The 22,732-nt window shown below is 51.9% G+C and carries 22 protein-coding genes, 1 tRNA gene and 1 pseudogene; 13 read left to right on the forward strand and 11 right to left on the reverse strand.

Annotated elements, in window-relative coordinates; genetic code table 11:
- From ACRDCA_RS09010 to ACRDCA_RS09030, 5 genes and pseudogenes are all read left to right on the forward strand, one after another.
- Window positions 1-126, forward strand: a pseudogene (locus tag ACRDCA_RS09010) (IS5/IS1182 family transposase); the annotation flags it as partial.
- Between the two features lie 37 nt (window positions 127-163).
- Entirely contained in the window at window positions 164-841 is a 678-nt protein-coding gene (locus ACRDCA_RS09015) for a helix-turn-helix transcriptional regulator (protein WP_438689230.1), read from the forward strand.
- Between the two features lie 403 nt (window positions 842-1,244).
- Entirely contained in the window at window positions 1,245-2,690 is a 1,446-nt protein-coding gene (locus ACRDCA_RS09020) for a UvrD-helicase domain-containing protein (protein ID WP_438689231.1), read from the forward strand.
- The gene (locus tag ACRDCA_RS09025) at window positions 2,684-4,393 is read left to right on the forward strand and encodes a TraI domain-containing protein (protein WP_438689232.1); all 1,710 of its coding nucleotides are present in this window, start codon (window positions 2,684-2,686) and stop codon (window positions 4,391-4,393) included. Before ACRDCA_RS09020 ends, ACRDCA_RS09025 begins: the two co-directional genes overlap by 7 nt.
- A gap of 67 nt (window positions 4,394-4,460) precedes the next feature.
- Window positions 4,461-5,474 carry a tyrosine-type recombinase/integrase gene (locus tag ACRDCA_RS09030; protein WP_438689233.1) on the forward strand — a complete coding sequence of 338 codons (1,014 nt, stop codon included), beginning with the start codon at window positions 4,461-4,463 and terminating at the stop codon, window positions 5,472-5,474.
- A gap of 193 nt (window positions 5,475-5,667) precedes the next feature.
- Here ACRDCA_RS09030 and ACRDCA_RS09035 read toward each other — a convergent pair.
- From ACRDCA_RS09035 to aspA, 6 genes are all read right to left on the reverse strand, one after another.
- A tRNA-Phe gene (locus ACRDCA_RS09035) sits at window positions 5,668-5,743 on the reverse strand.
- Between the two features lie 180 nt (window positions 5,744-5,923).
- Window positions 5,924-6,499, reverse strand: coding sequence for a transcriptional regulator (locus tag ACRDCA_RS09040; protein WP_438689234.1), 576 nt, complete (start codon window positions 6,497-6,499; stop codon window positions 5,924-5,926).
- A gap of 40 nt (window positions 6,500-6,539) precedes the next feature.
- Complete coding sequence (locus tag ACRDCA_RS09045) at window positions 6,540-8,255, reverse strand: protein-disulfide reductase DsbD (RefSeq protein WP_438689235.1); 1,716 nt, start codon at window positions 8,253-8,255, stop codon at window positions 6,540-6,542.
- On the reverse strand, window positions 8,231-8,554 hold the full coding sequence (cutA, locus tag ACRDCA_RS09050; RefSeq protein ID WP_438689236.1) for a divalent cation tolerance protein CutA: 324 nt from the start codon (window positions 8,552-8,554) through the stop codon (window positions 8,231-8,233). Before cutA ends, ACRDCA_RS09045 begins: the two co-directional genes overlap by 25 nt.
- Before the next feature lie 126 nt (window positions 8,555-8,680).
- Window positions 8,681-9,982 (reverse strand): anaerobic C4-dicarboxylate transporter, encoded by a 1,302-nt coding sequence (locus tag ACRDCA_RS09055; protein ID WP_438689237.1) that lies wholly within the window; start codon window positions 9,980-9,982, stop codon window positions 8,681-8,683.
- Between the two features lie 122 nt (window positions 9,983-10,104).
- Window positions 10,105-11,541 carry an aspartate ammonia-lyase gene (gene aspA / locus ACRDCA_RS09060; protein ID WP_438689238.1) on the reverse strand — a complete coding sequence of 479 codons (1,437 nt, stop codon included), beginning with the start codon at window positions 11,539-11,541 and terminating at the stop codon, window positions 10,105-10,107.
- Between the two features lie 353 nt (window positions 11,542-11,894).
- Here aspA and ACRDCA_RS09065 point away from each other — a divergent pair, with 353 nt between their 5' ends.
- The 3 genes from ACRDCA_RS09065 (at window position 11,895) to groL (ending at window position 14,680) form a co-directional block, all read left to right on the forward strand.
- On the forward strand, window positions 11,895-12,386 hold the full coding sequence (locus tag ACRDCA_RS09065; RefSeq protein WP_438689239.1) for an FxsA family protein: 492 nt from the start codon (window positions 11,895-11,897) through the stop codon (window positions 12,384-12,386).
- 304 nt (window positions 12,387-12,690) lie between these two features.
- On the forward strand, window positions 12,691-12,984 hold the full coding sequence (locus ACRDCA_RS09070; protein ID WP_004952634.1) for a co-chaperone GroES: 294 nt from the start codon (window positions 12,691-12,693) through the stop codon (window positions 12,982-12,984).
- Between the two features lie 49 nt (window positions 12,985-13,033).
- Complete coding sequence (gene groL, locus ACRDCA_RS09075; RefSeq protein WP_438689240.1) at window positions 13,034-14,680, forward strand: chaperonin GroEL; 1,647 nt, start codon at window positions 13,034-13,036, stop codon at window positions 14,678-14,680.
- A 199-nt stretch (window positions 14,681-14,879) separates the two neighbouring features.
- Here the strand turns inward: groL and ACRDCA_RS09080 are convergent, their stop codons facing one another.
- Window positions 14,880-17,933: an amino acid adenylation domain-containing protein gene (locus tag ACRDCA_RS09080; protein ID WP_438689241.1), complete on the reverse strand. Its 3,054-nt coding sequence runs from the start codon at window positions 17,931-17,933 to the stop codon at window positions 14,880-14,882.
- A gap of 416 nt (window positions 17,934-18,349) precedes the next feature.
- On the opposite strand from ACRDCA_RS09080, the gene ACRDCA_RS09085 reads away from it, so the two are divergent.
- Window positions 18,350-18,694 (forward strand): DUF4156 domain-containing protein, encoded by a 345-nt coding sequence (locus tag ACRDCA_RS09085; RefSeq protein ID WP_025122327.1) that lies wholly within the window; start codon window positions 18,350-18,352, stop codon window positions 18,692-18,694.
- A gap of 74 nt (window positions 18,695-18,768) precedes the next feature.
- On the opposite strand, the gene epmB is transcribed toward ACRDCA_RS09085, so the two are convergent.
- Entirely contained in the window at window positions 18,769-19,797 is a 1,029-nt protein-coding gene (gene epmB / locus ACRDCA_RS09090; protein ID WP_438689242.1) for an EF-P beta-lysylation protein EpmB, read from the reverse strand.
- Window positions 19,798-19,839: 42 nt separating this feature from the next.
- Between epmB and efp the strand changes: the two genes are divergently transcribed.
- From efp to sugE, 4 genes are all read left to right on the forward strand, one after another.
- Window positions 19,840-20,406: an elongation factor P gene (gene efp, locus ACRDCA_RS09095; protein WP_025122325.1), complete on the forward strand. Its 567-nt coding sequence runs from the start codon at window positions 19,840-19,842 to the stop codon at window positions 20,404-20,406.
- 69 nt (window positions 20,407-20,475) lie between these two features.
- Complete coding sequence (locus ACRDCA_RS09100) at window positions 20,476-20,607, forward strand: entericidin A/B family lipoprotein (protein WP_438689243.1); 132 nt, start codon at window positions 20,476-20,478, stop codon at window positions 20,605-20,607.
- A 120-nt stretch (window positions 20,608-20,727) separates the two neighbouring features.
- Window positions 20,728-20,859 carry an entericidin A/B family lipoprotein gene (locus ACRDCA_RS09105; RefSeq protein WP_021807577.1) on the forward strand — a complete coding sequence of 44 codons (132 nt, stop codon included), beginning with the start codon at window positions 20,728-20,730 and terminating at the stop codon, window positions 20,857-20,859.
- A 169-nt stretch (window positions 20,860-21,028) separates the two neighbouring features.
- A complete protein-coding gene (sugE, locus tag ACRDCA_RS09110) occupies window positions 21,029-21,346 on the forward strand; it encodes a quaternary ammonium compound efflux SMR transporter SugE (protein ID WP_025122323.1) in 318 nt (105 codons plus the stop codon).
- Here sugE and blc read toward each other — a convergent pair.
- The 3 genes from blc to frdC form a co-directional block, all read right to left on the reverse strand.
- Window positions 21,340-21,873 (reverse strand): outer membrane lipoprotein Blc, encoded by a 534-nt coding sequence (blc, locus tag ACRDCA_RS09115; protein WP_438689244.1) that lies wholly within the window; start codon window positions 21,871-21,873, stop codon window positions 21,340-21,342. The genes sugE and blc overlap by 7 nt on opposite strands.
- Before the next feature lie 88 nt (window positions 21,874-21,961).
- Window positions 21,962-22,321, reverse strand: coding sequence for a fumarate reductase subunit FrdD (gene frdD, locus ACRDCA_RS09120; protein WP_025122321.1), 360 nt, complete (start codon window positions 22,319-22,321; stop codon window positions 21,962-21,964).
- Between the two features lie 12 nt (window positions 22,322-22,333).
- Window positions 22,334-22,726, reverse strand: coding sequence for a fumarate reductase subunit FrdC (gene frdC, locus ACRDCA_RS09125; RefSeq protein ID WP_438689245.1), 393 nt, complete (start codon window positions 22,724-22,726; stop codon window positions 22,334-22,336).
- Window positions 22,727-22,732 lie beyond the last annotated feature (6 nt).

Raw genomic sequence — 22,732 nt, forward strand, 5'->3', positions numbered from 1 at the left:
ATCGAAAATGCCTTCCTGCACCTAAAGCGCTGGCGGGGTATTGCAACGCGCTACGCAAAGAATACGGCCTCGTTTCTCGCCGCCGTCCAGATCAGATGCATCGCTCTTTGGGCTGCCATCTTATGACGACACCATCTAAGGTGACAGAGCAAGGGGGCTTTCTATGGAAAAGGGGAAACGGTCTTTCACAGGAGAAGATCAAGTTTGTGAGCCAACGATTGAATCCTATGTGGACAAACCATTAATTCATGCTGGCGGCGGTATTATACTTGTGAAGGATTTGAACCACCGCTTTGTGGCATCTAACACGGTATTTAGTCGTTTCTCAGGCGTGCACCCATATAAGCTACAGGGTCTTAATGACTTTGATATGCCCTGGGCTGAAAGAAGGGATATTTATACCAATCATGAGAATGCTATTCTGTCTGGCGAAAATTATAATGTCCTTGAACCGTTGCCTGGGGTGATTAAGGCCTTTTTGCACACATCCAAAGAAATTATTTATGATAAAAATGGGCATCCTGCTGGAACGCTTGCTACAGCTATTATTATGAACGGTGCTTTTGATTTTTCTAACATTGCTGGAATATCAAAATTTATGAAAGTAGCCCCTTACCAAGGGGTGAACCTTACCGCGAATGAGGCTAAGGTTCTTTTTTTTATACTTAAAGGTATGAAAAGGAAAAGAATTGCAGATGTGATGAATATGTCACTTACGAACTATGATTATTATTTGAGGAACATTAAATTTAAATTTCATACTAACTCAATAGTAAATCTAATAGAGATTTGCATTGAGCGAGGTTATCATGAAAACTTTCCTTTTCAAATGGTTATGTGACATGTTAAATTTTATGACCTATGAGAAATCATAGGTTTTCAATTTTAGGTCTTTGATTCTCTCGTCTGTTAACTTTATCCTACGCATATTGAAGAACTGAGGTCAGTGATTTTTCTGCATCGAAGTAATCGCAATACCAGGGAAATATAAGATATAAGAAGGCGAAAAAGCCGTATGTCGGGCAAGTGTATTAATTATACATCTGCAATGTTATTAGGCGCTGAATATTAATGGTGCGTACACCATGGTATTCAGCGTTTTTTTAAGGCTACAGCAAGAGTAATGCAACGTAAGGCTACCCACCCATAGAAATCTTTTCTTTTTGAGAAAAGGTTTTCTTGTGGTGGATATCGTCTTGATCTGAGCAGGATAGTGCCGGTTATGTGATTACGGAGTGCTGCTGATGTCTTATTCTGATACACCTGAACAGGCCGCCATCATCGGCTGGTCTGGCCATCGCCTTGTGGTCAGGGCGTTCGCCGGTACTGGCAAAACATCCACTCTGGTGCGATTTGCGCAGGCAAACCCGGACTGCAGGATGCTTTACCTTGCCTATAACCGGGCGGTGAGAGATGAAGCAGAACAAAAATTCCCATTTAACGTTGAATGCAAGACATCTCATCAACTGGCCTGGCCCAATTTTGGGCGCCATTATCAACGGCGGTTGACGGCCAATCTGCGGATCACTGATGTTGCCCGTCAACTCAATACGCGCTATTGGCCGCTAGCTCGCGTGGCCATTACGACCTTCAATGCTTTCCTCTGCAGTGGTGATAGCCAGTTCGGGCTTCAGCATCTTCCTGATGAAGAGGCACGTAGCGGCCTGTCCCCTGACAAAATCCTGACGGCGGCGCAGCTCCTCTGGCGCGAGTCGGTCCGACAGGATGGCGCTTCTCCTGTCACCCATGACGTTTACCTCAAGCTGTATCAGCTCTCGCAGCCTGACCTCTCCAGACGCTGGCAAACGCTCTTGTTTGATGAGGGACAGGACGCTAATCCTGTGACACAAGCTCTGGTGCTGACACAGCACTGTAACGTAGTAATGGTCGGCGACCGCCATCAGCAAATTTACCGATTCAGGGGGGCTGAAAATGCGCTCGACGCTGAGCAACTGGTTGACGCAGATCAACTTTGTCTGACGCACAGCTTTCGGTTTGGTCCAGCAGTGGCCAGGGTTGCGAATATGCTGCTTAAACGGCAAGGAGAAACGCTGTCCGTGGTCGGTAACGGTGGAGAAGATAACGTAGTGGCGAGTTTATCGGAAGAGGACAGGTCACAACACGCGGCCGTACTTAGTCGGACGATTGCAGGCGTGATTGGAGTAGCGCTTGAAGCCAGCCTGGCGGGAAAAAAGGTGTATTGGGTTGGCGGTATCGCTGGCTACAAAACAGAAGAACTGGAGGATCTGTACTGGTTCTCGGCTGATATGCCTGAGCGTATGCAATCCCCATTGCTGGCACGAGAATACCGTAACTTTGAGGAGTTTGAGTCGGTTGCCAGAGCGACCAAAGATGTCGAAATGAACCAAGGGCTTCGGTTACTTGATCAGTACTTCCCACTACCACAAAAGCTGCAGGTTATGCGTGAGCATGCAGTCATTGAGGAAAGTCAGGCTCAGGTAACCGTTTCGACTGCACATCGCAGCAAAGGACTGGAGTGGCCTGTGGTGGTATTGAACCATGACTTTGCGGATATTACGGATCCCCTGATGGCCGACAGCGAACGTACCGATGAAACCAATCTGCTGTATGTCGCTGTAACCCGGGCCCAGCAAACGCTGGTACTGAATGATTTACTGCAGGTGTTGATGGACAGCGAAGGAGATATCGCTGGAGGCCTGGCATGCTGAAGGCCATCAAAGAGCTGCTTGTTGGTACCCGGGATATGCCGGCAAAGCCAACAACAAGCACTTCAGGCTCAAGAGGGCTTGCTGGTTACTATATGCCCGCGTCCGCAGAGCAGCTTTTGAGCACGGCACCGCGTAAGCAATGCTTACAGCAGTTATGGGAAAATTGTGCGCTTCCCAAAGACCTCTATGAACAATTCTATCTTCAGCCATTGAAGCAGCTCATGACGTTGATGCAGGTATTGCCGGCAACGCTGCAGGGTGAGTATGCCAGGGAAGGGGGCTTGATTGATGTCACATTGCAGACGACGACATATGCGGTGCGCCTGGCCAAAGGGCACATGCTGCCTCCTGGGGCGGCACCGGAAGAACAATCGGCCCAGAATGTACAATGGAATGTCGTGGTGTTTTACGCTGCGCTTTGGCACTACCTGCCGTTGTTGAGCCAGTTGCAGGGGGAGTTCCGGAGTGGTCGCGCCTGGTTACCAGGTTTGACGGTACCGGGTGAACCCTACCGTTTTCGTTTCAGGTCGACCTCGCCAGCCCCGCCCCTGGCAACAAGCCAAAGTGCAATGATTGCGGCACGGCTACTGCCTGCAGAGGTCCTCGACTGGCTATCAACACTGCCAGCGGCTACACACTCGTTGATGACGATTGCTTCCCGACAACCCGGCGCATTATCTGTAATAGACGACATTATTCAGGAAGCGACTAAACTGGCGCGCGGCGATAGCCTGTCCGTATCGTCCTCACCGGCATCCATCTCCGACACATTGACAGTAGCTTTACCGTCGGTGGCGCCGACTACAGAAAATATCACCTCTTCAGTACCCGTTGTTGATTTGCAAAGTGCAGTCAGCAGCACCAACTCTCCGCTCGTTGAGGAGCAACTGCCGGCAGAGACATTAAATCAGCCCAAAGAAAATGCAGCGTCAGCAACGGAGGTGTTACTAAGCTCTGCCCTGGATGTGCCGGTCAACGATAAGCCTTTGGCTGAGATGGTCCTGGCGCCTGAAACGGTGGTTGGTGTGGAAGAAGATATGCAGGCCCTGTTGTCATTAATGGCGGTTGAGGTGTCTGCTCCGGTGAACCAGACAGAACAGGCGTTCGGGGACGACCCTCACGAAGATGAAGGCCCTGTGCCTGCCGATAATCCTGTACTTACTGCTGAAGTGGCTCAGGTAGTTCAGGTTGCCGAAATAAACCAGGAGTCAGACGCCATCGATGATATCGCTCCCGAAGCGGCATTTTCAACATCCGACTTTTGTGCCCCTCAAACGACTGACCTCGCTCCTTCACTATTACAAAAACAGGGCAATGAAGGCGATGGGGGAATAACTCCCGGAGAGGTCTTTTGGCGTTGGTTAGCTGATGGACTCAGTTCTAATGAGATCCCCATCAATTCCGTCGGTGCGCGGGTTCATCTTGTTTCTGGTTTTATTTTTATAACCGTACCCGGGATTTTTTATTTGTACCTGAAACAGGTTGGTCTGGATGGTTCTCAACGAGAAGCCCTTCAGGAGGATTTTGAACGTTTGGAGAAACATCGTCGGGTCAAGGGTAAACGATTTTATTTTGCTCACCTGTATGAAACATCAGAGCGCAAGGGGGCGTTTAAACGAACCAAAGGTTACCTCGTTAAGGCAAGTCTGCTCTATCGGGGGACAAACTTACCTGACGACAGTCCGGTACTGGTGATCCCTTGACAGGGATTAATTGTGTCTTTCGACTAACTTATGTTCGCAAGGCTTCTATTTAAGCTAGGGAGAGATCATGCAAAAAACGCGCGTTATGGACTGGGAAACTTTGCTCGAAGAGTATTTTTTCTCGAAGGCGTTACGTCCTGAAACTGAAATGAGTTATCGCCGGGTGGTCGCAGTTTTCAGGAAATTTATTGGGAATGACATGTTACCTGATGAAGTCATGAACCGAGAGTTGATTTTGTGGCGTCGGGACATGCTGGGAAGGGGACTAACAACAAGTACGTGGAATAATAAAGTTCGCCATTTACGTGCGATCTACAACCAGGGGATAAAGAAAAAGTGGCTCACTCTCAAGGAAAATCCGCTTAACGAAACGCAAGTACCACCGGGAAGCAAAAGGAAAAAGATCCTCAGCCGAGATCAGTTGGTTAGGGTAAATTTGGTGCTGGGGCAATTTGAAGAGCGCGAAAATCACTGGCCAGGACAATGCAGGCCTTGCGCGCTCTATCCCATATGGTATTGGCGTACGGTGTTTGATGTGTTGCGTTCGACTGGTATGCGACAGAATCAGCTGTTACACGTGCGTTTAAAAGACGTCGATCTTAAAACCAATTCTATTTTATTGTGTAAAAAGGGAAGCAAAACACACAGGGAATGGTTGGTGCCGATAGTCAACTTCCTGAGTGACCGTATGCGAATACTTGTTGATCGCGCCATCGCGCAAGGAGCCAAACCGGAAGATTACCTTTTTGATGTGAAACGTTTCCTGAACCCATTGGGTGAGGTTGGTCCAGAACCTGCGATACAACCTGTTCGCTCGTTCTTTACCCGACTAACGAAAGAGTGTGGTTTTAAGGTAAGTCCCCATCGGTTCAGACATACTCTGGCGACTGAAATGATGAAATCACCGGATCGAAACCTGGCAATGGTAAAGGGGTTGCTGGGCCATCGAAGTGTCAGCACAACCCTGGAATACGTGGAACTGGATTTGAAGATCACGGGGCAGGCGTTAGAAGACGAACTGTCATTGTATATGGATTTGACCCCTACACGTGAAGAAGAGGCCAGACACGCCTTGACATAACTTTAACAAGCTGTAAAAATCACCAGTGATCGAGAGAAGGACGCCTGTGCTGACACACAGGTATCCTTTCTAGAGGAACCTAATATCAACGCCAGAGTGTAAATACCTAGAAAACCACTTTGACATCTATCTACCGGTTCCGTATTAACCGCCCGTTAAGGATCTCATCCCTTAACCAACGTGCTTTGATGCATGGTGCCCGGACTCGGAATCGAACCAAGGACACGGGGATTTTCAATCCCCTGCTCTACCGACTGAGCTATCCGGGCAACGGGGCGCATTAAACCGTATTGGCCGTGCGGCGTCAACGGATTTGTGACAAAAAACGTGAAAACAGCGCCGATTGCTGGCTTTTCAGGCAAAGCGCGCAGAATACGGTCTCTGTTCCATCGGTTATCAGCGGGCGCAGCATGCCGCGCCCCTATATGCTAAGCCCGGTAAGGGCGGTTTTAGCTTAACGCACCGAACTTACGGCACTGGGCAATCTGCAAGATATCCTCGGCTAGCCGCTTGGCGACGGAGACGTCCTGTAACTGGCGTTTTATCAGCAGCTTGCTCAGGCAGCCTTCCTGTACCAGCTCCATTTGCTGGGCAACCGAGTCGGCATCGTCGGCGTCCATCTCACGCAACAAATCGCGGGTAAAGTCCAACGAGGTGAGCTTCTGCTGCTCGGCCAGTTGATGGATCGGGTGGTCGCTCTCTGGGAAGAAGCTACAGGCCGCAATAAACAGGCAGCCAGGGTAGCGCTCATTCTGCACGTGCTCTGCCAGTACGTCATAACGGGCCAGTAGCTTTTGCTGCGGGCTTAGCGTTTCATCCAACTGCAACTGGCGGCGCCAGGTATCAATCTGCTGGCCATGGTAGCGCAGGCAGTCATACAGCAGTGCCTCACGGTCTGGCCAGAACGGTTTGAAATCGCTGTGTGGCACACCCAGTTTCTCTGCCAGCATTTCCAAGGTGGTGGTCGCCAGGCCCTGTTTTTCCAACAGCGCCAAGGCTGTATTTAAAACCTGTTCACGTTGCACTAGTGCTCCCTCCAAAAAATGTTCTGAAACTCAGTGTCGTTTACCGAGTGGTTTTCTGCAAATGTGCGTCGAATGCCTCTGCGTTCATAAAGCCCGTCACACGGGCCGCGGGTAACTCTTGCCCCGCCTGGTCAAAGAACAGAATGGTCGGCAGTCCAAGCACCTGCAAGTGCTTGAGCAAAGCAGCATGCTCGGCATCGTTGGCCGTCACATCGGCCTGTAGCAACACCGTATCGGCCAATTGGGCCTGCACCGCCGGGTCACTGAAGGTGTATTTCTCAAACTCTTTACAGGCGACGCACCAGTCCGCATACAGATCCAGCATCACCGGTTTGCCCTGCGCCTGTTGTAGCGCTAGGTTAAGCTGTTCCACGTTATTGATGCGAGTGAAATTGAGATGCGGTAGGGCTGCCTGCTCAGAGGCGGTGTTACCGAATGCCCAGTCCTGCAATGGACGCGCAGAGATCACTAGTGCAGCTAACAACAGCACTTGAAGGGCTCGTGTCCAGCCACGGGAAGACTTCAGGCTCAGCACGAAAGCCCAGCCGAAGAACGCCAGGCCGAGCAGGCTCCACAGGCGCAGTCCCCAGACATCGCCAATCACGCGCTCAAGCAGGAACACCGGCAGTGCCAGGATCACAAAGCCAAAGGCTTCCTTGACGTACTGCATCCAAGGGCCGCTACGTGGCAGCAGACGGTTGCCAAACAGCGTGACGATCACCAGTGGAATACCCATCCCTAGCGCATACAGATACAGCGTGCCGCCACCGGCCCACATATTGCCGCTTTGGGCGATATACAGCAGGATGGCGCTGAGCGGGGCGGTGGTACATGGCGAGCAGATCAGGCCTGCCAGCGCACCCATCACAAATACGCCGACCAGCGAGCCACCCTGCTGGGTGTTGCTCCAGTTGGCCAGCCGCGTTTGCAGCGAAGAAGGAAGCTGTAAGGAGTAGCAGCCGAACATGGACAGCGCCAGGGCGACAAACAGCACCGACAGGCCGATCAGCACGTAAGGGTGTTGCAGCGCTGCCTGGAACTGCAACCCGGCGGCGGCAACCACCAGGCCGAGCAGGGTGTAGGTCAGCGCCATGCCTTGTACGTACACCACGGCCAGCACCAGAATTCGCCCGCTGCTATGTGGGCGCTCTCGGCCCAGGATAATGCCGGAAATCAGTGGATACATCGGCAACACACAAGGGGTAAACGCAATGCCGATGCCAATCAGCAAGGCCCATAGTGGCGAGAAGGGCAGATTGGCCGGAGCCGTTTCAGTTGCAGCCGCCGTGGCCGGTGATGCAGGCTCTGCGGCGGCGGCTACTGCGCTCAGCGGAATAACGCGGGTTTCCGGTGGGTAGCAGAAACCGGCCTCAGCGCACCCTTGGTAGGTGACGCTCAGGCTGGCATTGTCACCCGCGTTTAACAGCGGAATGGTCAAGGCCAATGGCTCCTTGAAGATCGCCACTTCACCAAAGAATTCGTCTTTATGCGTTAGCCCGGCGGGCAGCTCGAATTGGCCCAGCGTTGCCTGCTGTGGCACCAGTTTGATTTGCTGGCGATACAGGTAGTAACCAGGGCGAATCTGCCAGCTTAGCGTCAGCTTGTCGTGTTGCTGCTTAAAATCGAAGGCAAATGCCTGATCGACGGGCACGAACTGGTTGCCCGCGTTTTGGCCGAACAGTGAAGCCTGGGCCGCAGTGGGCAGAAAGAACAGGCTGCACAGCAGCAATATCAGTTTAATGAGGCGTTGATCCATGACAGGTAATCTTTATCTCCGGCCATCACCGGCAGCACCAACAGTTCGGGTGTCTGGTATGGGTGATGGTGTTTCAGGTAGGTGAGTAGCGCTTGTTGATGCTGGCGATCGCTTTTAAACAGCATCTGAACTTCGTATTCCTGTTGCAGTTTTCCTTCCCAGTAATACAGCGATGTTGCACCGGGTAGCAGCGTGGCGCAGGCCGCGAGCTTTTCCCCCAGAACGCGTGCCGCCAGCTCTTGCGCGGAGGCTTCATCGGGTGCGGTACAGAGTATGACGATAGCTTCGCAATCAGACATCTTCGGCCCTCTCAACCAGGTTTGGTAACAGGGCACTATACCCTGAAGCGCAGTTGGCTAGAAGGCTAGATTATCAACAGTGGGGGAATGAGAAGGGGAAAGCGGGGCCGAAACCCCGCTTGAAAATTACAGAATAACGCTGCCGATCAGGAAGCCGAAGATGACCGCAAACGCCACGCCCATGGTGCCTGGGATCAGGAACGGGTGGTTAAACACAAAACGCCCGATGCGCGTCGTGCCGGTATCGTCCATCTGTACCGCCGCTACCAGGGTAGGGTAGGTTGGTAGAATGAACAGGCCAGAAACGGCGGCAAAGGAAGCGATCGCCGTCAGCGGAGTCACGTTCAGCGCCAGCGCCATTGGCATAAGAGCCTTGGCAGTGGCGGCCTGAGAGTACAGCAGCGCCGAACAGAAGAAGAAGATCACCGCCAGTAACCAAGGGTGGGATTGGATCACGGTGCCTGCAGTCTCTTTGATCCACTCGAGGTTAGCCTGCACAAAGGTATCACCCAACCAGGCGACACCCAGAATACAGATACAGGCGCTCATCCCGGCCTTAAAGGTGCTGGAGTTCAAAATCAGGTCGGTTTCTATGCGGCACATGATGGTGGTCAGGGTCGCCACGCTCAGCATGATGATCAGGATAGCATTGGTAGTGTTCATCAGCGGTGTGGTCACCAGGCCCAAACTTGGGCTGTTGACGATGGCATAGGCTACCACGCACAGCACGCCAGCCAGGAACAGCAGCACGGACTTTTTGGCACCGGACTTAATCACGACCACGTTCTCGCCGCGCAGCGCAACCAGGCCTTCCTCAAAGCGTTTTTGATACACCGGGTCGTCAGACAGTTTGGAATCAAACAGCCAGGTGACCAGCACTGACATCAGCAGCACGGAGAGGAAAGTGGAAGGGATTACCACCATCAGCAAGTGCAGGTAACTGACGCCGTGGCCTTCCATAACGGAAGACATGTACACCACCGCTGCCGAGATTGGCGAAGCGGTAATGGCAATCTGCGCGGAAACCACGGCAGTAGACAGTGGACGGCAAGGTTTGATGCCTTGTTCTTTGGCCACTTCTGCAATCACCGGCAGAGCCGAAAGGGAGATATTACCGGTACCGGCGAAGATGGTCAGGAAGTAGGTAACGATGGGGGCCAGAATGGTGATGTATTTTGGATTCTTACGCAGCAGCTTTTCGGTTTGCTGCACCAGATAGTCCATCCCGCCAGCGACCTGCATAGCGGAAATGGCAGCGATAACCGCCATGATGATTGAAATAACGTCGAAGGGAATACTGCCTGGCTTGACGCCGATCATCGCCAGCACCAACACCCCAAGACCGCCTGCAAAGCCTATTCCGATACCGCCCAGCCTGGCCCCCAAAAAGATGGCCAGTAGAACGATCACCAATTCTACTACTAGCATAGTGTTTACCCCTTAAAATGGATTTTTATGAAAACCAAACGTTACGAGCTTGTATTCACAGAAAGAAAAAAGGCACGCTATCCAGAGGATTAGCGTGCCTTTCGGGCTACCGGATGAGTCTATTATTGTTCATTTTCATCTGTATAGCGTTTCGCCTTATAGGCCGGGTGCATCAGGTTCTCTACGGAGAAGATGTCATCCAGCTCAGCTTCGGTCAGTAAACCGCGTTCCAGCACGACTTCACGTACGCTCTTGCCGGTTTCAGCACAGATCTTGCCGACAATATCACCGTTGTGGTGACCAATGAACGGGTTCAGATAGGTGACGATACCGATAGAGTTAAATACGTAGTACTCGCACACTTCTTTGTTGGCGGTAATACCGTTAATGCATTTTTCCAGCAGGTTATAGCAGGCATTGGTCAGGATGTGAATCGATTCAAACATCGCCTGGCCAATCACCGGTTCCATCACGTTCAACTGCAGCTGGCCCGCTTCGGCGGCCATGGTAACGCAAGTGTCGTTGCCGATCACCTTAAAGCAAACCTGGTTAACCACTTCCGGGATCACCGGGTTCACTTTGGCTGGCATGATGGAAGAACCCGCCTGCAGTTCTGGCAGGTTGATTTCGTTCAGGCCAGCGCGTGGGCCGGAAGACAGCAGACGCAGGTCATTACAGATTTTGGACAGTTTCACCGCCAGGCGTTTGTGCGCACTGTGCATCATCACGTAGGCACCGCAGTCGGAGGTGGCTTCGATCAGGTCTTCGGCAGGTACTACCGGCAGGTTGCTGACTTCCGCCAGTTTCTGTACTGCCAGCTGTGGGTAGCCTTCCGGGGTGTTCAGCGCGGTACCGATCGCCGTCGCGCCCAGGTTCACTTCCAGCAGCAGTTCTGCGGTACGGTGCAGGTTACGGGTTTCTTCTTTCAGCAATACGCTGAAGGCGTGGAACTCTTGGCCCAACGTCATTGGTACCGCATCCTGCAACTGGGTACGGCCCATTTTCAGGATGGTTTCGAACTCTTTGGCTTTACGGTCGAACCCTTCACGCAGCTGGTTGATCGCGTCGATCAGTTTCTGGTTGGAGGCGTAAACCGCGATGCGGAACCCGGTTGGGTAAGCGTCGTTGGTGGACTGGCACTTGTTGAGGTGATCGTTAGGGTTCAGGTATTGGTATTCACCCTTCTGGTGACCCATCAGCTCCAGGCCGATGTTGGCCAGCACTTCGTTGGTGTTCATGTTCAGCGAGGTGCCAGCACCCCCCTGGAACACATCCACCGGGAATTGGTCCATGCATTTGCCTTTATCCAGCACTTCATCACAGGCCTGGATGATGATATCGGCGATTTTACGTGGAATGGTATGCAGTTCTTTGTTGGCCATGGCGGCGGCTTTTTTCACCATTACCATGCCGCGCACGAACTCGGGAACGTCACTGATTTTACTGTTGCTGATATAGAAGTTTTCAATCGCACGCAGAGTATGAACACCGTAGTAGGCTTCTGCAGGGACTTCACGTGTTCCTAATAGGTCTTCTTCGATACGAATGTTGTTTGACATGAGAACCTTCTCTATATGTTGCTGCCGAATATAATTATATGCAGGATAACAAAATTATGTTGCCGAGCGGGTCAACTGCGGAAGTATTGACCGCAGCAGTTGTCGCTGCCCAGATCATATGCTGGTTAGTAATAAATGAATGAACGTAGATCACTATATGGTGCTTCAATAAATGACAGCTTTTGGTTTCTGTGAAGGGCTTCACGTTTACCAAACCTGGAATAAAAAAGATCGGCTGGTTGAAATGGCGGCGGCAAGCCCCCATTGTATGAAGGTTGGCCGATTGGCGGCCCCATTTATCCCGTATGCGCCATCTGGCGGGTACGCCGACTCTACCTAGAGGAGAGAACCAGGTGCGCTGGTTACCGTTATTGCTGATATTTCTACTGGCTTACATAGAAATATCCCTGTTTATTAAAGTTGCTGCCGTGTTGGGCGTGGCAATGACGCTGCTGCTGGTGGTGTTTACCTCTTGCGTCGGCGTTTCCCTGGTACGCAATCAGGGTATGAAGACCTTTGTGCAGATGCAACAGAAGCTGGCGGCGGGCGAAAGCCCGGCTGCGGAGATGGTGAAAAGCGTTTCGCTGGTGCTGGCGGGGTTCCTGCTGGTGATACCAGGCTTTTTCACCGACTTCCTTGGCCTGTTACTGCTGTTGCCGCCGGTGCAGAAATCGTTGACGCTGAAGCTGATGCCGCATCTGAACGTGTATCGCCCAGGCGGTTGGGGCCAGAACGGCGGGGCAGCCAACGGTAATACCTTCGACGGCGAATTCCAGCGCAAGCAAGACGACCGCTACACGTTGGATCATCAACCCGACGATCGCGACAAGCGTGACGATCGCTGATATTTTCCCCTCACCCTAACCCTCTCCCAGAGGGAGAGGGGACTGAACGTGCCACAACTGTCATCCGTGCTCGCCTGCGACTCCGGATCCGCTCCCTCTCCCTATCACGGTGCCAATTAGATCACTGGGTTTGACCTCGGGAGGGGGTTGGGGTGAGGGGCGGTCGGTAAGAATCGAAAATTTTTTTGCTCCTGCCCCTTGAAGGGGGATGGAACGCCCCCATTTCAAATGCCACGGAGCCGGTATCAATAATCCGGCGGACAACCCTAAATCTGATAGAAACCTTCTTACAGGAGAGCGTTCAATGAGTATTCGTCCATTGCATGACCGCGTTATCGTCAAGCGCAAAGAAGTTGAATCAAAATCTGCTGGCGGCATCGTTCTGACTGGCTCTGCAGCGGGTAAATCTACTCGTGGTGAAGTGGTAGCCGTTGGTAAAGGACGTGTTCTGGAAAGCGGCAACATTCAGCCGCTGGATGTGAAAGTAGGCGACATCGTGATTTTCAACGACGGTTACGGCGTAAAAGCAGAGAAGATCGACAATGAAGAAGTGTTGATCATGTCCGAAAGCGACATTCTGGCAATTGTTGAAGCGTAATAACGCTTTATAAATCTTCTGAACTGAAACGAGTTGAAGGGAAATACCAATGGCAGCTAAAGACGTAAAATTCGGCAATGACGCACGCGTGAAGATGCTCCGCGGCGTGAATGTTCTCGCTGATGCAGTAAAAGTCACTTTGGGCCCGAAAGGCCGTAACGTAGTGCTGGATAAATCCTTCGGCGCTCCTACCATCACCAAAGATGGCGTATCTGTTGCTCGTGAAATCGAACTGGAAGACAAGTTCGAGAACATGGGTGCACAAATGGTGAAAGAAGTTGCCTCTAAAGCGAACGACGCTGCGGGCGACGGTACCACCACTGCAACCGTACTGGCTCAATCCATCATCACCGAAGGCCTGAAAGCTGTAGCTGCCGGCATGAACCCGATGGATCTGAAGCGCGGCATCGACAAAGCGGTCATCGCTGCGGTTGAAGAGCTTAAAAAACTGTCCGTACCTTGCTCTGACTCTAAAGCTATCGCTCAGGTAGGCACTATCTCTGCAAACTCCGACGAAACCGTGGGTAAACTGATTGCAGAAGCGATGGAGAAAGTGGGCAAAGAAGGCGTGATCACCGTTGAAGAAGGCACCGGCCTGCAAGACGAGCTGGACGTAGTTGAAGGTATGCAGTTCGATCGCGGCTACCTGTCTCCTTACTTCATCAACAAGCCAGAAACCGGTTCTATCGAACTGGAAAGCCCGTTCATCCTGCTGGCTGACAAGAAAATCTCCAACATCCGTGAAATGCTGCCAGTGCTGGAAGCCGTTGCGAAAGCAGGCAAACCACTGCTGATCATTGCCGAAGATGTTGAAGGCGAAGCGTTGGCGACCCTGGTGGTTAACACCATGCGTGGCATCGTGAAAGTGGCTGCGGTTAAAGCTCCTGGCTTCGGCGATCGTCGTAAAGCCATGCTGCAAGACATCGCAACCCTGACTGCCGGTACCGTAATCTCTGAAGAGATCGGTCTGGAGCTGGAAAAAGCTACCCTGGAAGATCTGGGTCAGGCAAAACGCGTGGTGATCAACAAAGACACCACCATCATCATCGATGGCGTGGGTGACGAAGCCACCATTCAGGGCCGTGTTTCCCAGATCCGTCAGCAGATCGAAGAAGCGACCTCTGACTACGATCGTGAAAAACTGCAAGAGCGTGTTGCTAAACTGGCTGGCGGCGTTGCCGTTATCAAAGTTGGCGCCGCAACTGAAGTTGAAATGAAAGAGAAGAAAGCCCGCGTTGAAGATGCTCTGCACGCAACCCGTGCTGCAGTAGAAGAAGGCGTGGTTGCTGGCGGTGGCGTAGCGCTGATCCGTGTAGCAGGCAAAATTGCTGGCCTGAAAGGCGACAACGAAGACCAGAACGTCGGTATCAAGGTTGCTATTCGTGCCATGGAATCTCCACTGCGTCAGATCGTGATCAACGCCGGTGAAGAAGCCTCTGTCATTGCCAACAAAGTGAAAGCAGGCGAAGGCAGCTTCGGCTACAACGCTTACACCGAAGAATACGGCGACATGATCGCGATGGGTATCCTGGATCCAACGAAAGTGACCCGTTCTGCTCTGCAGTTCGCGGCCTCTATTGCTGGTCTGATGATCACCACCGAGTGCATGATCACTGACTTGCCGAAAGAAGACAAGTTAGACATGGGTGGCGCTGGTGGTATGGGCGGCATGGGTGGTATGGGCGGAATGATGTAATTCCCCTCACCTCTGTGAGCTAACCACAAACCCGGCTTCGGCCGGGTTTTTTTATCATTGAATAAACCCCCATTAACACCTGCAAAGTGAGTGGTTATCACCCGCGGAACAATTTTATTTTCTGGCTGGCTCAATAACCGGCAACACAACTTTAAACAACTGCATGCCTCTAATGCGACAGAGCCATAGAACGCCCCCATTACGTCAGGTAACCTGTACGTCGCCAGTAGTCAAGGTAGCGACCCAACAGGCTAACCTCCATAACTGAAAAAGAGAGTGGGTGCTGGCTCTTCATCTGCCCGTTCTGCGCATTTTGCGCGTCATAAGTTGGCATGTTTTCATACACTTGCCAGCGTGTGAGCTCCCCATATACGGCCTCAGACAACATGGGCACGAGCGGCATTAGCGGATTACTGGCAAGATTTTCATCATTTTCCAGGCGAGAAATCCACTCCGGATAACTGACCGGTTGCAGGTTAAAACCATTGAGGTTTATCAGCTCAAAAAATGAATCTAGATCGGTGGACTGGGTGCTGTCAGGTGGCACCAGGTGAAAGGCCTTGCCTAAATTATTCTCACCCAAAGCGAGATTAAGTAAGGCCCGGCTGACATAATCGACGGGAATAAATTCTTTACGCTGATTGGGTAACTGCGGATAAGCTCCAACTTGTACGCACCCTTTGATCAAACGCGCAACGAAATCTTTAGGATTACCCGCCCCGCTAGCGCTGTCCCCCATAATAAAGCCGGGGCGATAGACAGCCAGTGGGATCCCTCTGTCTCTGGCCTGCCATATAATTCGCTCCACGACCCACTGGCTTTGTGAGTAGCCCGAGTCATATTTCAGCCCTGCCAGATAAGGAAAAATATCGTCATTTTCATAAATACGCGTACGATGCGACAGTAATCCTGCTGGGCCAAAGATGGCAATGGTGGAAACATAATGAAGAGGCTTGGCTTTCTCACTGACGGCAAAACGCAAAATATTTTCGGTGGCGGTAATATTCCCCGAATAGTGGGCGCAATAGGGCTGGATGTAATTAACATGTGCAGCCAGATGGAAAATGATGTCACATTCTCTCGCCATCTGTTCGTATAGCGGCCCGTCAAGTGCCAGCAAGGGTTTTGCCAAATCGCTGGCAAAGGCTTCTAGACGAGGATAAAAATCGTCCTGCCACAAACCATACTGCTGCAGGTTGCTCTGCACCCGCAGCAAAGCATGTTGATTATCACTTGCACGAACCAAACAAATGACACGGCGAACATCAGGTTTCATTAACAGATCGCGCAATAAAAAGGCGCCGAGAAAACCTGTCGCACCGGTCAGCAAGACATTTCCTGCCTGTGGGGCAACAGCGATTTCTGCCGGTGATGATGAAGGCAATGGCCAGATATCATCGGGCAGCTTGCCATCATTAAGCAGCACTGACGTAATATCTTCCTGCTTCTGATCGCTGCGTTCAAGTAACTTAATCAGGCTTTGCGGCGTCGGCGCATCATACAAATTCTGGACCGAGAGACGCTGACCTGTTTGCCGCCCGATCTCAACAATCAGTCTGGCGGCCTGAAGGGAATTACCTCCAGACTGAAAGAAATCATCGTCTATGGTGACCGTCGGATCGTCAAGCACTCGTCGCCAGGTCTCTAAAACCATCATTTCAGGATTAACATCTCCTACGATGAGTGGAGATGAAAGTGGCTGAATGGAGGATCTGGCGAAATCAGCGAGGAGCTTTGCCCGATCAATTTTTCCGTTAAACGTGAACGGCAGACTTTCGACCAATGACAAGCGAGGGCGCATATATTCGGGTAATTTTTTTGCCAACCAGGTTTTGACCTCTGCCAGAACGCTATCGCCGGGCTGGTTCGGCACCACAAAAGCGACCAGGTACGGCTCTGTATTATCCTTTCTGATCACACAAACCGCTGCGGCATGCAGTAACTGGCTTTCCAGCAGTTGCGCTTCGATCTCTTCGGTCTCGATCCGATGACCACGTATTTTAATCTGATTATCCGTTCGGCCAGCAAACATGAAAGCGCCATCATCCCGTTGCCAACCAGAATCCCCCGTATCGTACAAACGTATTGGCTGATTATCATTAAAAACATCGATCGTGATGAAACGCTCACGGTTTAATTCCGGTCGCTGCCAGTAGCCCCGCGCCAATCCTTCTCCGCTAATGTAAATCCGGCCCATTTTGCCAGCCGGAACTCGTTGAAATTTGTCATCGAGAATAAATGCTTGTGTCTGATCGATAGGTTTGCCTAACGGGATATTGTCCCCCATGACATCCAGATGGCTGAGCACATGTGTCAACGTCAATGTCGTGCCCTCGGTCGGACCATAAGCATTAATAAAACGTTGTGGTCCTCCTGCGTCCAACACCTGACGCAGGAAAAAAGGGTTCAGAGTTTCGCCGCCGACCACTAAATAGCGCAAGGCATGAAAAGCGTGAGGACGGATGCTGGCCACAAGATGGAACAGAGCCGTAGTCAAAAACATGACATCAATCGAAAAATGCTCGATCGCCTCTTCCAGCTCATAGGGGTCAACAATCGTCTTTTTAGCAAGAATTACCAGAGTGGCTCCATTTAGCAGGGCTGCCCATATTTCAAACAGGGATGCATCAAATGTCGGATTAGAACTGCTACTGATTCTGTCGGTCTGCCGTAACTGAATATAGTGCGGATTGGCCGTCAAACGGATAATCCCCTTTGCTTCAATTTCAACGGCTTTAGGGCGACCCGTTGTTCCTGAAGTGAAAAGTATATGGCTACGATGGGTGTTCCCCGTAGCGCTGGCGACTGAGCCTGTAATGTCAGAAGGCTGTAAAAGTGCCGGTTCAAGAACAAGCACGGGTGAGTAAAGCGCACGACGCCGAGATGCTTCGTTGGAGATAGTCAGGGTGGCGTGGACATCTTCGAGCATAAAATTGATTCTGTCATCCGGCATCGCCGGGTCCAGTGGAACGCAACTTCCACCGGCACCCATTATCGCCAGTTGGCAGATTATCTGCTCAATACCCGGTTCCATCAGTATGCCCACAGGCATTTCTTCACGAACCCCTTTTTGCTGAAGATACCCAGCTAAAGCCTCTGCTTGTCGAGCGAGTTCATGATAAGTAATGACGTTTTGCGACGTGATAATTGCTGGGTGATCTGGATAAACAGACACATTTTTGTTGAAAATAGCTATCAAGCCCTCACGGGAAAAATGATGCTCATTCTCGCCAAAATCAGTTGAATCAACCATGACAACCTACGCCTAAAGGGTAAAGAGAAATTAAAGTATGGTTGAGAGGCCCACTAGCGTTTTTTGTTTTGCTTAATTTACCGCGTGCTTTATGTTTCCAAATGTAAAGATCGCGATAACCTTCAGAATCTGCTCCCTTAATACCAGCGAAGATTTCTGACATCCTGAGGCTTTGGCCGGGTTTTTTATCAGAAAAGTGGCGGCTTCTGGCGTGTTATGCAAGTAGTGAACCTAGGGGGGCTGATTTTGAAGATATTTTTGCAGACCGTTTCTGTGAAGCGTGTAAACTGATAGCTCATCAGCTGTCGCTCAAGACGTTGACCAGGCACCAGTGGCCGGTGGCAACGGATGCTTAAGAGATAGCAACGCTTTCTGATAAGCTTTTGCGTAATTCTCAACATCATATGGGGAACAAGATGCGGATTAAAGCCTTACTGGGTCTCTCGGCAGCGGTGCTGCTGGCAGGGTGCAGCAGCACCAATGAACTGACCTCCGCAGGTCAACAGGTCAAATTCACCGATACCAAGCCCGCGGCAGAATGCCAATTGGTCGGCGAAGTGACCGGCACTCAGAGCAACTGGTTGTCCGGAAGCGGTGGTGAAGGCAGTTCCATGCGTGGCGCGGCCAACGATCTGCGCAACAAGGCCGCGGCAATGGGTGGCAACGTAATTTACGGTGCGACGAGCCCAAGCCAGAACTTGCTTTCAAGTTTTGCACCGCTGGACAGCAAAATGATCGGCCAGGTGTATAAGTGCCCGTAACGCAGGCATAAGCAGCCGTATAAGACAAAAGAGGAATGCCTGGGCATTCCTCTTTTTGCATTTATGCCAGCGACTCAACTTTGTGTCAGGCGCAGATCCAACGGGGTTTTGCCTGGCTCACCGCCGACCTCTCGGGTCAGGCGCGGTACCAGATAGCCGGAAACCTTGCTGAGCAAGCTTTTCATGATTGTCCGGGCCTCGTCGTCGCTGACCATGAAATGCGCCGCCCCCTGCACTTTATCCAACACATGGATGTAATAGGGCAGGATCCCTGCATCAAACAATGCGTTGCTCAGCGCCGCCAGCGTATCGGCCTCATCATTGATCCCCCGCAGCAGCACGCTCTGGTTCAGCAGCGTCACTCCTGCATTACGCAGCTGGGCCATACTGGCGCGCAGCGGCGGGTCAATCTCGTTGGCATGATTGATATGGGTGACCATCAGCACCTGCAGGCGCGATGCCGAGAAGCGTTGGCACAGCGTGGCGGTGATACGGGCTGGTATTACTACCGGTAAACGGGTATGAATACGCAGGCGTTTAAGATGTGGGATAGCTTCCAGTTCCCCGATCAGCCAATCCAGTTCATGGTCTTTGGCCATCAGCGGATCGCCACCGGAGAAAATAATTTCATCCAGTTCCGGGTGTTGACGGATATACTCCACCGCTTGAAGCCAGTTTGCCTTGTTGCCCTGGTTCTCCTGATAGGGGAAATGACGGCGGAAACAGTAGCGGCAGTTAACCGCACAGCCGCCTTTGACCAGCAGCAGGGCACGATTGCGATATTTATGCAGCAACCCCGGCACCACGCTGCGCTGTTCATCCAGCGGATCGGTCGTGAAGCCTGGGGCATTGATGAATTCTGCGCTGGCAGTGAGTACCTGGCGCAGCAGCGGATCATTGGCATCACCGGGTTGCATACGCGCGGCAAAGGCTCGCGGCACGCGTAGCGCAAACAGGCGGCGTGCATCGCGCCCCTGCGGCAGTTCCGGGTGCGTGTTTAGTGACAGAAGCTGCAGTAATTCATCGGGGTCGGTAATAACATCGGCGAGTTGATGCAACCAATCTTCTCTATGCGCCGTGTTTTGGGTTATAATGTGTGCCATTTTTTTGGCTAAGCTACCAGTTTAAATTTTCAGAGGGCCATCATGGCGACTTATTCTAGCAACGATTTCCGTCCGGGTCTTAAAATCATGTTCGAAGGCGAACCTTACGCTATCGAATCCAGCGAGTTCGTAAAACCAGGCAAAGGCCAGGCTTTTGCTCGCGTTAAAATGCGTCGCCTGCTGACCGGCACCCGCGTTGAGAAAACCTTCAAATCTACCGACTCTTGCGAAGGCGCGGACGTGGTAGATACCAACATGAACTACCTGTACAACGACGGTGAGTTCTACCACTTCATGCACCCTGAGACTTTTGAACAGCATCAGGTTGAAGAGAAAACCGTTTCTGACGTCGCTAAATGGCTGCAAGACAATGCGGAATGTATCGTCACCCTGTGGGATGGCCGTCCTATCGCTGTGCTGCCACCGAACTTTATCGAAGCAGAAATCACCGATACCGATCCAGGCCTGAAAGGTGACACCGCAGGTACCGGCGGTAAACCTGCTACCCTGAGCACTGGCGCAGTGGTTAAAGTGCCATTGTTCGTGCAGATTGGTGAAGTGATCAAGGTTGACACCCGCTCTGGCGAATACGTCTCCCGCGTTAAATAAGTTTCAAGACAGAGGAACCCCCGTGGTTCCTCTGTTTTATCCTTTCCCGTCACACGTTGGCAGATCCGCATGATGAAGAAAACGCTGTTGGTCGTGATCTCTCTGTTGTTGCTGATGTCCCTCAGCGGCTGCAATACCTTCCGTGGTTTTGGCGAAGACGTGCAACACCTTGGTGGCGCAATTTCCCGCGGTGCCAGCTGATATCGATTAGCGCCATTAATCGGATGATGCAGAAAAATCCGTTTATTCCGGCAACCCTCCTGATTTTTACTACGCTTAGAGAGCTACACTTTTTCACTAATAACGAATAAGGGTAATCTTATGCTGAAGAAAACTATTTTCGCCATTTTCTCTTTGTTGATCCTCTCATCGCTGGTGGGCTGCAATACTACCGAAGGCGTGGGTAAAGATGTTGAGGCTGGTGGTCAGGCAATCCAGCGTAGCGCACAGTAATTTTCATTTGGGTTCAACGGTATTCCACGGCAACGCTTAATTTCCCTTCCGTGGAATACCCATTTAATCGTCTGGTTTGATATAATCCTCGCCTTCAATCAGCCAAGTGGGACGACCCGCCTGCGCTTCTGTTGTCTGGGGACGACCCCACCGTTCTGGAGCCAGTTTCATGGCATGGATTATTTTGCTTTTTGCGGGCCTGTTAGAGGTCGTCTGGGCTATTGGCCTGAAATATACCCACGGATTTACCCGTTTGACCCCCAGTTTGATTACCGTAGCCGCAATGGTGGTGAGTATGGTGTTGCTGGCACACGCCATGAAAACGCTGCCAGCGGGCACGGCTTACGCCGTGTGGACCGGAATTGGTGCGGTGGGCGCAGCGGTAATGGGCATGATCCTGCTCGGTGAATCGACCAACATCATGCGTATTCTTAGCTTGTGCCTGATCGTGGCGGGTATTTTGGGGCTGAAATTCAGCAGTCAGTGAGTGGGCTGTTGATTTACCCAAATCAGTGCTGCGGTATCAAACCCGTAGCCCTTGGCAATTTGCACTAACCTGTCGCGCGTGGCGGCTTCTATCGTCGGCGTGCGCGACAGTATCCACAGATAGTTTCTGTTTGGGCCTGCCACCAGGGCATAGCGGTACTGCGGATCGAGATCGATGACGTTATAGCCGCCATAGAACGGGCCAAAGAACGAGACTTTCAGCGAGGCCGTCTGCGGTGAGCCGATAAAGTACGCCTTACCTACGCTTTCCTTCCACTGTTGTTTTTTACTATCAAAACCCCGGTTAATCACTTTCAGACCACCATCTTCACGCGGGCTGTAATTGGCCGTGACCTGTTCCAACCCCCGTTCAAAGCGGTGATCCAGGCGCGCGATTTCATACCAGGTTCCTAGATAGCGTTTGGCGTCGAAGTTGTCGACGACCTTGACGTCCTTCGGGGGCGTCACGCTACAGGCTACGGAAGCCAGGGCGGATAACATAACGCAAAGTTTTGACCAGAAACGCATGGGTAACTCCTGTTTATCAGTTTCAGATAAACAGTGTAGCCGAAAGAGGGAGGAAGGAGGCGGCCAACGGGAGCTGGCCGCCAGGGTCTTACAAGGTCACAACCCCAATCAGGGTTACGACGCTAAGGATGGCTGCCAGGCCGTAGAATACCCATTTGCCCGCAGGCACATGGACTTTCAGGTCGTGCATGGCATGGTGGATACGGTGTAGCCCGCACCACAATGGCAGAATGATCATCAGCAGCAGGAACAGGCGGCCGATCCAGCTTTGGCAAAACGCCAGCACGCGGTCATAACCTAAAGCTTCGCCGGGGAACAGGCCAAGTGGCAGCAGAATGCCGACCAGCAGCACGATAGCCGGAGCAACGATCGCGCCCCACATACCGCCCGCGCCAAATAATCCCCAGAAAACTGGCTCGTCTGAGCGCTTAGGTGATTGATTTATCATGTTTCCTCCGGATTACAGTAACGCTACGGCGAGAATGATCACGGTGACGACGATCGTCACTGCCCACAGCGCCTTAACGATCGGCTCCGGCCCCATTTTCTCGCTGTTTACTACGATATTGGCGGCTTTCGGTGCCAAATCGAACCAGGTTTTGGTATGCAGCGCGGCGGCCAGCAGGGCGATGATGTTAATCAACAGCACCACCGGATTTTGCAGGAAGCCGACAAATCCGGTCCAGCTTTCAGGGCCACTCTTCAGGGCAAAGACGCCATAGATCAGCACGATGCTGAACCATACCGCCAACACCGAGGTGCCTTCACGCAGCATATAGAAACGGTAGAAACCCAGCTTTTGCCACCAGGTTGGCGTCATGGTACGCACATAGGGCTTACGTTGTGTTGTCATTGCTGT

Origin of the sequence: Serratia sp. (in: enterobacteria), from assembly GCF_051654945.1 — a bacterium.
Taxonomy (GTDB): domain Bacteria; phylum Pseudomonadota; class Gammaproteobacteria; order Enterobacterales; family Enterobacteriaceae; genus Chania.